Source organism: Pseudomonas sp. CFBP 8771 (genome assembly GCF_014841695.1).
Taxonomy (GTDB): Bacteria; Pseudomonadota; Gammaproteobacteria; order Pseudomonadales; family Pseudomonadaceae; genus Aquipseudomonas; species Aquipseudomonas baltica.
Window position 1 is genome coordinate 324,189 of the sequence record NZ_JACYUJ010000003.1, and the last position, 11,899, is coordinate 336,087.

At 64.7% G+C, this 11,899-nt stretch carries 10 protein-coding genes; 2 read left to right on the forward strand and 8 right to left on the reverse strand.

Features of this window, described 5'->3' with window-relative positions:
• Positions 1-291 precede the first annotated feature (291 nt).
• Complete coding sequence (locus tag IFT80_RS09010; RefSeq protein WP_122477637.1) at positions 292-534, forward strand: CopG family ribbon-helix-helix protein; 243 nt, start codon at positions 292-294, stop codon at positions 532-534.
• Complete coding sequence (locus IFT80_RS09015) at positions 524-808, forward strand: type II toxin-antitoxin system RelE/ParE family toxin (RefSeq protein ID WP_122477635.1); 285 nt, start codon at positions 524-526, stop codon at positions 806-808. The genes IFT80_RS09010 and IFT80_RS09015 overlap by 11 nt, the downstream gene beginning before the upstream one ends.
• A 109-nt stretch (positions 809-917) precedes the next feature.
• Here the strand turns inward: IFT80_RS09015 and IFT80_RS09020 are convergent, their stop codons facing one another.
• From IFT80_RS09020 to IFT80_RS09055, 8 genes are all read right to left on the reverse strand, one after another.
• Positions 918-2,741, reverse strand: a complete 1,824-nt coding sequence (locus IFT80_RS09020) for an ABC transporter ATP-binding protein (RefSeq protein ID WP_244652377.1) — start codon at positions 2,739-2,741, stop codon at positions 918-920.
• A 154-nt stretch (positions 2,742-2,895) separates the two neighbouring features.
• Entirely contained in the window at positions 2,896-4,554 is a 1,659-nt protein-coding gene (locus IFT80_RS09025) for a dipeptide ABC transporter ATP-binding protein (protein ID WP_192059762.1), read from the reverse strand.
• On the reverse strand, positions 4,551-5,441 hold the full coding sequence (locus IFT80_RS09030; protein WP_192137363.1) for an ABC transporter permease: 891 nt from the start codon (positions 5,439-5,441) through the stop codon (positions 4,551-4,553). The genes IFT80_RS09025 and IFT80_RS09030 overlap by 4 nt, the downstream gene beginning before the upstream one ends.
• A gap of 27 nt (positions 5,442-5,468) precedes the next feature.
• Positions 5,469-6,521 (reverse strand): NADP(H)-dependent aldo-keto reductase, encoded by a 1,053-nt coding sequence (locus IFT80_RS09035; RefSeq protein WP_192137365.1) that lies wholly within the window; start codon positions 6,519-6,521, stop codon positions 5,469-5,471.
• 33 nt (positions 6,522-6,554) lie between these two features.
• Positions 6,555-7,886: an LLM class flavin-dependent oxidoreductase gene (locus IFT80_RS09040; RefSeq protein WP_192137367.1), complete on the reverse strand. Its 1,332-nt coding sequence runs from the start codon at positions 7,884-7,886 to the stop codon at positions 6,555-6,557.
• A 20-nt stretch (positions 7,887-7,906) separates the two neighbouring features.
• The gene (locus IFT80_RS09045; protein WP_122477626.1) at positions 7,907-9,193 is read right to left on the reverse strand and encodes an acyl-CoA dehydrogenase family protein; all 1,287 of its coding nucleotides are present in this window, start codon (positions 9,191-9,193) and stop codon (positions 7,907-7,909) included.
• A gap of 49 nt (positions 9,194-9,242) precedes the next feature.
• Positions 9,243-10,178 carry an ABC transporter permease gene (locus IFT80_RS09050; RefSeq protein WP_122477624.1) on the reverse strand — a complete coding sequence of 312 codons (936 nt, stop codon included), beginning with the start codon at positions 10,176-10,178 and terminating at the stop codon, positions 9,243-9,245.
• A complete protein-coding gene (locus IFT80_RS09055; protein WP_192103360.1) occupies positions 10,175-11,893 on the reverse strand; it encodes an ABC transporter substrate-binding protein in 1,719 nt (572 codons plus the stop codon). Before IFT80_RS09055 ends, IFT80_RS09050 begins: the two co-directional genes overlap by 4 nt.
• Between the last annotated feature and the right edge of the window lie 6 nt (positions 11,894-11,899).

Consider the following 11,899-nt stretch of genomic DNA (forward strand, 5'->3'; position numbering starts at 1 on the left):
TGCTGAAGCTCACAAGGGGTGATTGCACAAGCCATGCCGACTGCTCCGCCCCGTTGTTGCGGGGGCTTTCCAGCGCTGGGTGAATGAAGTGACGAGGCATTTTGTTGAATGGGTGTTGCCTGGCAGACAGTTGCTGCGCCGGAGCCTTTGGAGTGCTGGATTATTTGATTTGACTACCGTCGGAAAAAGCCGCTGTCGCGAGCGGCTTCATACATACCTCGCGACAACCCGCCAATGCTCAAGGGGTTTTGCGGTGTAATATATTCACCACCACTCAACGCCGAGGTTGCCATGACCGGTATATCGCTGAACCTTCCGGAAGATCTGTCCAACTCTCTTTCGGACCTTGCCAAGAGCCATGGCCAGAGCGCGAGCTATCTAGCCATGGACGTCCTTCGCGACTACATCGAACATGAAAAAACACTGACAGCGCAAATCGAGCAGGCGGTAAAGGAAGCCGACAACGGCAAATTTGCCGATGAGGAACGAGTAGCGGCCATGCGTGCCCGGCGTTGGAGTCGGAATGAGGGTTGAATGGCTGGAAAAGGCCCTCAAGAACCTAGAGGACGAAGCCAACTACATTGCGTTGGAAAATCCGAAAGCTGCAGATGATTTCGCAGATGCAATCTTCGCAAGTGTTGATAAACTCGCGCAGTTTCCTACGATGGGACGCGAGGGTCGGGTCAAACACACACGCGAGTGGGCGGTTCCGAACTGGTCCTATCTGATTCCGTACCGGATTTGTGGCGATCGCCTGCAGATCCTCGGGATCTTCCACACAAGGCAGCGGCCACGCTCCAACTGGTGACGTGCACGACCTTGGCGAGGGCAATCCTGAATGCCCTCGCTGTGCAATAGCTTCAGCAGGCACATAACTCGCCCCACACACCGCTATTCTGCGGCGAATCACGATCAGGCTAAGCCGATGCGACTTCTTCGTCGTGCGCGTTCTGTGCCTGGCGGCTCCATAGGCGGAAGTACTGGCCCTGCTTTGCCAGCAGGTCATCGTGGGAGCCGTCTTCGATGATACGGCCGTCCTCGAACACCAGGATGCGGTCCAGGTGGGCGACGGTCGAGAGCCGGTGGGCCACGACGATCACGGTCTTGTCCTGCATGATTTCGTCGAGTTTCTCCTGAATGAAACGCTCGGTGATCGAGTCCAGCGCCGAGGTCGCCTCGTCCATCACCAAGATCGGTGCGTTCTTGAGCAGCACGCGGGCGATGGCGATCCGTTGGCGCTGGCCGCCGGAAAGCTTCACACCGCGTTCGCCGACCAGCGAATCCGCGCCCTGGTCCATGCCGTCGATGAACGCGCTGGCGCCGGCGCGGTGGATGGCTTGTGCCAATTCCTGCGGGCTGGCATCCAGCCGTCCGTAGTTGATGTTTTCGGCAATGCTGCGGTGAAACAGGCCCGGCTCCTGAGGAATCAGACCGATCTGCTGATGCAGCGAATGCTGGGTCACGCTGCGCACATTCTGGCCGTCGATCAACACCTGGCCCTGATTGACGTCGTACAGGCGCAATAGCAGATTGAGCAGCGACGACTTGCCCGAACCGGACGTGCCGACCAAACCCACCCGCTGTCCCGCCGGGATCGACAACTGCAGGTGTTCGAACACCGGTTTCTGCGGTGAATAGCCGAAGCTCACGTCGCGAAACTCAATGGCGCCGCGCACGGCGGCGAGCGGCTGGGCATCGGGCTCATCCACCACTTCATGGGGGCGGATCAGGGTGCGCACGCCGTTCGCGATGTTGCCGGTGGCCTCGAAGAAGTCCAGGAAACGCCGCGACAGGTTGGCCACGTCGGTGATGATCAACAGCGACAGGCTGGTAGCCATCACGAAGGTCGCGATGTCGATGCTGCCCAGGCGCCACAGGTACAGGGCGATCAGCAGCATGCCGACCTTCAGCGACAACCCGCAGATCGACTGGAACCAGCGAATCTTCTCCATGTAGCCAAACGAACGGCCTGCGGCTTTCAGCTCGCGGTCCAGGTAATCGCCCAGGTAGCGATGCTCGAACGAATGCCGGGCGAACAGGCGAATGTTGGTCAGGTTGGACACCGCATCCACCACCTTGCCGTTGCTGGTACTGCGCGCCGCCGAGTATTGCTGGGACAACGGATGGCTGCGCTTGGCCAGGAAATAGCAGACGGTGATGAACGACACCGACCAGCCGAACATGAACAGCGCCAGCCAGACCGAGGCCGTAGCCAGCACCGCTACGGCGAGCGTCAGGGTGACCAGCAACGGAATCAGGTCGAACAGCAACAGCGCCAGCGCCTGGCCTACGCCCATGGAGACTTCGGAGATCTTGTGCGCCAGGGCGCCGGCGAATTCGCTGCTGACGAAGCGATGGGAGTGACGCTGCAGGTAAGCGTAAACCGCATGGGTCACGGTGCGTCGCTGCAGCGGCAGCACCCGGATGTGCGCACCGGTGGCGCCACGGGTGCACAGCATTTCCAGCAGCAACAGGCCGGCGAACAGCAGCAGAGGTTGGCTCAATGTCTGCCAGTCGAGGGTCGCCGCGCTGGCGTGGCTCACCACCCAGGTGATCTGCCCCAGCACCCAGGGCACCAGCACCGTGCAGGTGACCGCCACGACCTGCAAAAGGAGAATCGCCAGGTACCAACCGCGGAAATGGCCGACGAAGAAGCGGGCAAAGGCAAAGGGCGTGTCCGGCAGCGACTGGATGTTCCAGCTGCGCAGGGCGTGTTGACGATCCTTGTACGAGGGTTTCAAACGATAGTCTCCAAGTGTCAGCGGCGCGAGCCGCGTCCGGGATGTTGCGTTTCTACTGGTGCACCGCGTATGCCGCCGACGCGGCTTGCGCCGCTGCTACAGAGGAACGCGCAAACCGTGTAGCAGCGGCGCGAGCCGCGTCCGGGGTGTTCGTTCAGATCGCCAGGGGCAGATAGGTGAGCGCGCGCAGGGCGCCGGTCTGCAAGGTCGGTACGGCGCTGAGCAGGGCTTGGGTGTAAGGGTGCTGCGGCCGGTCGAGGACCTGGCGCACTGCGCCCGCCTCCACCACTTCGCCGTCCTTCATCACCAGCACATGGTCGCTGACGTGGTTGATCACCCCCAGATCATGGGAAATGAACAGGCACGCCAGCCCCAGCCGGTGTTTGAGATCGTCGAGCAATTGCAGAATCTGCGCCTGCACCGACACATCCAGCGCCGACACCGGCTCGTCGCACACCAGAATCTGTGGCTCGGCCGCCAGTGCGCGGGCGATCGCAACGCGTTGACGCTGCCCGCCGGACAATTCGATGGGCCGCCGATCGAGCACCGCAGCATCCATTTTCACCAGCGCCAGCAAGCGCTCGGCCCGAGCGTCCCAGGTCGCCCGTGGATGCCCCGCCACTTGCAGCGCTTCGAACAAGACCCGTTGCACGGTATAGCGCGGATCGAACGAGCCGAGTGGATCCTGGAACACCACCTGAATGCTGTGCCGGACCCGAGCTTGCTGGGCGTTGTCCAGATCGGACCAGCGCTGGCCGTCGATCCACACGTCGCCGCTGTCGGGACGCTCCAGCCCCAGGATCATCCGCGTCAGGGTGGTCTTGCCCGAACCGGACTCGCCGACGATACCCAGCGTACGACCGCGCTCCAGGCGCAGCGAAACATCCGCCACCACCGTGCGCACACGCCCGTCCGGGCCTTGGAAAGACTTGCTCAGGTGCTCGGCTCGCAGCAGGACTTCACCGGCTGCAGGCGTCGCAGCGGCCGCGGCCGAGTCGCCGTAGGCGCGGCGGAAATGCACCGCGGTACCGGCTGCCAACAGGCTCTGGGTATAGGGATGGCGAGGGTCGCGCAGAATCTGATCGACGCTACCCTGCTCCACGATCACCCCGCGGTACATCACTGCTATGCGCGTGGCCAGGCGCGCGACTACCGCCAGGTCATGGCTGACGATGAGCATGGCGGTGTCCTCGCCGCGCAGCGATTCGAGCAGGCTCATGACCTGCGCCTGAACGGTCGCGTCCAGCGCCGTGGTGGGTTCGTCGGCGATCAGCAAGCGGGGGTTGCAGGCGATGGCCGAGGCAATCAACGCGCGCTGGCGCAGCCCTCCCGACAACTGGCCCGGATGCTGGCGTGCGCGCAGTTCGGGCTCGGGAACGCCGACCGAACGCAACAGCTCGATGACACGCAACTCGCGCTGCCGGCGCTTCATCTCGGTGTGCAGGCGCAACGGCTCGGCGATTTCCTGACCGACTCGCCGCAGCGGGTCAAGCGCCCCCAACGCATCCTGCATGACGAAACCCAACTGGGCACCGCGCAACTGCAACCAGTCCTTTTCGCGAAACGTGCGCAGATCACGCCCGGCGAACGACAAGCGCCGGGCCTGCACTTCGGAATGCGCGCCGGTAAGTCCGGCCAAGGTACGCGAGGTGACGCTCTTGCCCGAGCCGGACTCGCCCACCAGCGCCAGGCATTCGCCGGCGGCCAGCTGAAAACTGATGCCGCGGATCACCGGTTGCGCGTGGGCGCTGAACGCCACGTGCAGGTCTTGCACGTCGAGCAGCGGCTGCGGCGGATTGACGATGGCATTCATAAGCGCTTTCCTTCGCTGCGACGCAGCAGTTCACGGCCAATGGCGGTGATGGAGATGACGGTAAAGGTGATCGCCAGCGCCGGCCACGCCACCAGCCACCACGCGTTGGCGAGAAAGTTGCGGCCGATGGCGAGCATGGTGCCCCACTCCGGCGCGGGCGGCGGCGCGCCGAAACCCAGGAAGCTCAAGGCCGCCCCAGCGGTGATGTTGCCGCCGATGCCGATGGTGGCCAGGATCAGGATCGGCTTGATCGCATTGGGCAGCACGTGTCGCCAGATCACCGCCGCGCGACCCAGGCCCAGCGTCGTCGCCGCTTCCACGTAGCCAGCACCGCGCACCACCTGGGTTTGCGCACGCACCAGGCGGGCGTAGCGCGGCACGCTGGCGATCCCGACGGCAATGATCAGGTTCAACGTGCCCTGGCCGAAAAAGGTGATGATCACCAAGGCCAGCAACAGATCCGGAAACGCCAGCAGCACGTCCACCGCACGCATCACTGCGGCGTCGAGCCAGCGCGGCCCCAGGCCTGCAACCAGGCCAAGCAAGGTGCCCAGCGCCAAACCCATGGCAGTGGCCGCCAAGCCCAGCAGCAGCGACGGACGCACGCCATGGATCAGGCGGCTGAGGACGTCGCGGCCGTTTTCGTCGGTGCCCAACCAGTACACGGCCTCGGGCGCTCGGTACGCATGGCGTGCCACAGCGTCGAGTGGATCGACCGTGGTCAGCAGGCCTGGGGCGATGGCTGCCACGATCAGCAGCAGAACGAACGCGCCGGCCAGTACCAGTCCCGGCCGCAGCCGGGTGCGCGCCCGAGGGTGATCGATGCCTGCGTCCAGCGTGCCTGCGGGTACCGGACCCAGCACCGTGAGTGATGAGCTGATTGCCATGGCGATTCTCCGTAGGGCAGGTACCGATCAAGGCGCCGGGTTGGGGATCGCGCGATGGATCTCGGCGATCTTGTCCAGCAGGGTCGGGGTGAACTCGATGTCCAGCGCACTGAAGTTGTCCTGCAACTGCGCTTCGCTGGTCTGGCCGGTCAGCACGCTGCTGACGAACGGCTGCCGGGCGACGAAGCCCAGCGCCAATTGCGCGGGGGTGTAGCCATAGTCATTGGCCAACTGCACGTAGGCGGTGATGGCGCGGCTGGCCGACTCGCTGTCGTAGCGGTTGAAGGTGCGATACACCGACGTCAGCCGCGAGCCCTGTGGTCGCGCGCCGTTCAGGTATTTGCCGGTAAGCGTGCCGAATGCCAGCGGCGAATAGGCCAGCAGCCCTACCCCTTCGCGATGGCTGAACTCCGACAGCCCGCCTTCGTACAGTCGGTTCAACAGGCTGTAGGGGTTCTGCACGCTGGCGATGCGCGGCAGCCCGCGCTGCTCGGCCTGCTGCAGAAAGCGCGCAACGCCCCAAGGGGTCTCGTTCGACACACCGATGTGACGGATCTTGCCGGCCTTGACCAGTTCACCGAGCACCTCCAGGGTCTCTTCGATGGCGACGCTGCCATTGTCCTCGACGTACGGGTATTCACGCTGGCCGAAGATGTTGGTGGTGCGGTCGGGCCAGTGCAGTTGGTAGAGGTCCAGATAATCGGTCTGCAGGCGCTTGAGACTACCGTCCAGTGCTGCGGTGATGTTGGCGCGGTCGTGGCGGGTCAGGCCGTCACGGATATGCCCGCCGGTGCCCGGCTGGCGCGGTGGGCCGATGATCTTGCTGGCCAGCACGATGTCGGCGCGGCGCCCGCTGCGCTGCAGCCAGGTGCCGATGAAGCGCTCGGTGCTGCCCCAGGTTTCGGCATGGGTCGGGGTGGGGTACATCTCTGCGGTGTCGATCAGATTGACGCCGTGCGCCAGGGCCAGGTCCAGTTGCCGATGGGCGTCCTGCTCGCTGTTCTGATGCCCCCAGGTCATGGTGCCCAGGCCCAGCAGGCTAACGTTGAGATCGGTATTGCCAAGGGTGCGATATTTCATGGTTCGAATCGGTCCGTTGCGGGCATGAAAGGTTCAGGCGCTGCGTGCGTACTGGCTGGCCGGATATGGCAGGCCCAGGTGATCGCGCAGGGTGTCGCCGCTGTACTCGTGGCGGAAAACACCGCGCTGACGCAGCAGCGGCACCACCTCATCGACGAAGATTTCGACGCCGGACGGAAACATGTCCGGCATGATGTTGAAGCCGTCGGCAGCACCGGCCAGGAACCAGTGCTCGAGGGTGTCGGCGACCTGCTCCGGGGTGCCGACCAGCAAGCGGTGGCCGACCAGAATGCGCCGCGACAATTGGCGAATGCTCAGGTTTTCCCGGCGCGCCAGGTTCAGCTGGGCTTCGAGAAACCCGTGCGAGCCGCGCTCGAAGGATGCCACCGGGCCGATCCTGTCCCAGGGCAACGGCGCATCGGGGTCCAACTCGGCGACGCTCAAGCCCACCCGCGCGGCCACCTGATACAGCAGCCCTTCTTCGCCGTAGAAATCGTTGAGGCGATCGAAACGTGCATGAGCTTCGGCCTCGGTGCTGCCGATCACCGTCGACAGCCCCGGCATGATCTTCAAGTGCGCCGGGTTGCGCCCCCATTGCCGGGCGCGGTGTTTCATCTCCTGATAGAAGCCCTGGCCGTCTTCCAGGGTGGTCTGGGTGGTGAAGATCGCATCGGCATAACGCGAGCCCAGCGCCTTGCCACCTTCGGACGAGCCGGCCTGCACCAACACCGGCCGGCCCTGGGGCGAGCGCGGCAGGTTGAGCGGACCCTTGACCGAAAAGTGTTTGCCGACGAAATCGGGCGCGTGCACCTTGGCCGGATCGGCGAAACGGCCGCTGACGGCATCGCCGATGATGGCGTCGTCCTCCCAGCTGTCCCACAGCTTGAGGGTGATGTCGATGAACTCGTCGGCGCGTGCGTAGCGATCCACGTGCAGCGGCGCACCGGCCAGGCCGAAGTTCTGCGCGGCGGCATCGCCAGCGTTGGTCACCACGTTCCACGCCGCTCGGCCGCCGCTGATATGGTCCAGCGAAGAGAAACGCCGGGCCAGGTTGAACGGGTCGTTATAGGTGGTCGATGCCGTGGCAATCACGCCGATGCGTTGCGTAGCCAGGGCCACGGCCGTCAGCAGCACCGTGGGCTCGAGGCGCCCGGCCGGGTGCTGCGCCACGTCGCCGCCCAATGCCGGACCGTCGGCGAGGAAGATCGCGTCCAGCGTGCCACGCTCGGAGATGCGCGCGATGTTGCAGTAGTACTCGGCATCCAGGTAGGCATTGGCCGGCACCTCGCCCATTCGCCAGGCGGCGGAGTGCGAGCCGAAGCCGAGGATGTTCATGCCGATGCTCATTTGCGGTTTGGGGCTCATGGCGGTTCCTTGAAGGCGGTTCAGACGGCGCTGGCTTCGTCGTGCAGAGCAGCGACCGGTTCGGATCGGGCGGCGGCGTGCTCGGCCTGCGAAGCGCGCCAGGCGGCATTCGGGCTGATGCCGTTGAGGTAGTAGTTGCCCAGCGCCCTTTCGCGGTAGATCGCCGGGTTGTGCGAGGCCAGCGTGCGCGCGTTGCGCCAGTGCCGGTCCAAGCGCCGCGACTGGCTGGTGGCCGATGCACCGCCCACCTCGAACAACAACGTGGTGGCTTCCAGTACCTGCTCCAGAACGATCTGCTGGGCTTGAAAGGCGCGCACCTCGGCCTCGGTGTAGTGGGCTTCACTGGCCTGCCCGGCGCGTTCGGCTTCGTGGACGTTCTGCAGCACCTGCGCCACCGCCAGTACCTGGGTCTGCGCGGCATAGGCCAGGCTCGACAGGCGGCCGACGACACGCTGCACCAGTGGATCGTCCTTGGGACTGGACTGGCCCGGCACACCGAAGGCACGGGTCCGGCCCTGGACGAACTCGCTGGCGTCGCGCAGCACCGCGCGGGCAATGCCGGCCAATGTCGCCAGGTGAAACAGCTGATAGAAGGCAGAAATATAGGACTCGGGACGCTGCTCGCCGGCCGCATAGCGACGCAACACGTACTCGGACGGCACCGGGACGTTGTCGAAACGCGTGGTGCCGCTGCCCGACAGGCGCTGGCCGAAACCGTCCCAATCGTCGTCGCGGCTCACGCCTGGCGCGGTGGTGGGCACCGAGACGCTGACGAAGTCTTCACCGGTCAGCGCCGACACGGCGATCCAGTCGGCGTACAGGGTGCCGGTGCAGTAGAACTTCTTGCCGTCCAGGCGCCAGCTCTGCTCACTTTCGGCCGTCAGGGTCACGCTCTGTTTGCTGGTGTCGGTGCGCTCGGCCATGGCCGCGCCCCACAGGTCACCGGCCACCACCTTGGCCAGCCAGTACGCCTGCGACTCGGCTTCATCGCGGGACAGGCGGCCTTCGACGAAGCCGAAATGCGCGCGCAGGATATGCGGCAGGTTGGAGTCCGCCTCGGCCAGCTCGATCAATAGCTCGAACAACTGCGGCAGGGTGGCGCCCGCGCCGCCCTGCTCGCTTGGCACACGCAAGGCACCAAAACCGGCCTCGCGCAGCCAGCTCACCGCTTCGAAGGCCAGTTCGCGCTGCTGTTCGCGGGCCAGTGCAGTCTCCTCGATGCGCGTGAAGATTGGCGCAAAAGGGGCACGCAGGCGGGCATAGTCCGGGGCCAGCGGGAAACCGCCGGTACGCTGTTCAACACTCATGGTCTTTTCCTTGCGTCATCGGGCTGCCTGGCAGCCGTGAAAATTCGGGTCATGCGGGCTTCACTCGCGGGTCGATCCAGTGGTTCACCAGGTCCACCACCAGGTTCACCGCCACATAGATCGCCGCTGCCAACAGGGTGATGCCCAACACCATGGGCACGTCCTTGGCATTGGCGGCATCGAGCATCAGCCGGCCGATACCCTGGCGGGAGAACAGCAGCTCCACCACCACCGCCCCGCCGAGCAGGCTGGCGAAGACGAAACCGGCCAGGGTCACCAGCGGCACCAGGGCATGGCGCAGGGCGTGGCGCAGGCGCACACCGGTCTCGGACATGCCGCGGGCGCGGGCCATGGCAATGAAAGGCTGGTCGAGAATGTCTTCCAGCTCCTGGCGCAACACCTGGGTCAGTACGGCGGCAATCGGCAGGGCCAGCGCCAGGGTCGGCAGGATCAACGACTGCCAGCTGCCCGACCCCGAAGGTGGCAGCACGTGCCAGTGAAAGGCGAACACCAGCAGCAGGAGAATGCCGATGACGAACGAGGGCGCCGACGACAACACCAGCTCAGATCCAGATACCAGCGAGCGCACCCATGGGCTGCGCTTGGCCGTGGTGATCGCACTGATGACCGACAGGATCACCGCCACCAGCGCCGCGCAGATCGACAGCTGCACGGTGGCGCCGATCTGCGCACCAATGGCGCGGGTGACCGGAATGCGCAGACGATAGGACTCGCCCAGATCGCCTTGAGCCAAGCGAGCGATATAGTGGCCGTACTGCACGATCAGCGGCTGATCGAGGCCGTATTCGGCGCGTACCCGCACGATCATCTCTGGGGTCGGCATGGATTCCGGACCGCCGAGAATGGCCAGTGCAGGGTCACCGGCACTCAGGTTGATGGCCAGAAAAGTCAGGGTCGCGGCTCCCCAGAGGACGCCGATACCAGCCAGCAGGCGCCAGAGCACCTTGCGCAGAGCAGTGTTCATTTCGCCTCCGTTTGCAGCCACAGGCTGGGCAGAAAGACCGTGTTGTGCGAGGTGTCGAAAATCACCCCGGCAAGGCGGTTCGAGTAGGCGACCAGCACATGGCTCTCGAACGAAGGCACCACCGGCACTTGTTCGGCCAGGCGCTGCTGGGCCTTGCTGTACAATCGTTCGAGACGAGCCGGGTCGTGGCTGCGTCGGGCTGCGGCCAACAGTCGATCCAGTTCGGCATCGCGAAAACGCCCGCCGTTCTGGCCGATGCGTTTTTCCGAAGTGATGGAATCGCTGTGGTACAGGATGTACAGACCGTCCGGGGTGTTGGTGTGCCAGTAACCACCGCCCATGACCTGGAAGTTGCCGGCATAACGGCGGTCGGTAACCTGGGCCAGCGGCAGCAGTTCGATGCGCAACTCGAAACCGAGCTTCTTCAGGTCCGCCTGAATCGCCACCGCAACACTGCTGGAGAAGCTCGCGCTTTCGGTTGCCAGCAGGGTCGCGCCCAGCCGCTCACCGTTGCGGGTGCGATAGCCCTGCTCGTCGCGCGCGGTCCAGCCGGCGTCGTCGAGCGAGGCGTTGGCGGCCTTGACGTCGTAGGCCAGCACATCCTTGTACATGGGGTCGTAGTAGCGCGTATTGGCGGCGAGAAAATCCGCCTTCACCCGGTATTCGCCGAACCCGATGATCCAGGCCAGGCCCTCGCGGTCGATGCCCTTGGCTACCGCGCGACGTACCCGCACGTCATCGAACGGCGCCTTTTCGACGTTGAACGTCAGGCTGCGAAACGGGTTGCCCTTGCGAATGCGGCTGCGCAGGGTCAGGTCGGTGGAGGCGCGAATGGCCTTGGCGTTCTGCGGCGGCGCGTCCAGCGTCAGGTCCGACTGCCCAGCCTGGAGTGAGGTAAAGCGGATCATCGCCTCGGGCACGAAGCTGAGCTCGATGCGATCCAGGTAGGCCTCGCCTCGATGGCGAGTCACCGGTGGCGACCAGTCGTAGCCGGGGCGACGGGTGAACACCGCACCCTGGTCGCGGGTATAGCTCTGCAGCACGAACGGCCCGGAGCCTACGGGGTGCTCGGCGATCGACTTGGGTGCTTCGAGGATCTGCTTCGGCGAAATCATCCCCAGCCAGGACTGCGCCAGCACGTCGAGAAACGGCGAATAGGGTTCGCGCAAAGTCGCCTGGAAGGTGTACTCGTCGATCACCCGACCCTGGTCATACGGTGCGATATAGGCTGCCGCCAAGGGCGACTTGGTCGCGGGATCGCGCATGTGTTCCAGGTTGATCTTCACCGCCTGGGCATTGAATTTCTCCCCGTCGCTGAAGGTCACGCCCTCGCGCAGGTGAAAGGTGTAGGTCCTGCCGTCTTCGGACACTTCCCAGGACTTTGCCAGCCAGGGCGAGACCCTGCCCTCCTCGTCCTGGTAAACCAGGCAGTCGTACAACACTCGCCCCAACCACTGCACGTTGCCATGGGAAATCGAATGTACGTCGAAGGTGCCGGTGTCGGCGGCCGTGGTCACGCGCAGCGTCCCGCCGCGCTTGCCGGGTTCCTCTTCGTGGTAGTCGGAAGCGGGGTAGCTGATCAGATCGCCATTGACGATGCCGTCGGTGCTCGGTGCCTGCGCCACCGGTGTGGCTGGCGCATCGGCAGCAGGCGAACAGGCCGAGAGCGTGAACAGCACGCCGATCAAGGCGCAGCCGAAGAAGGTCGAGGTCATGGGTCG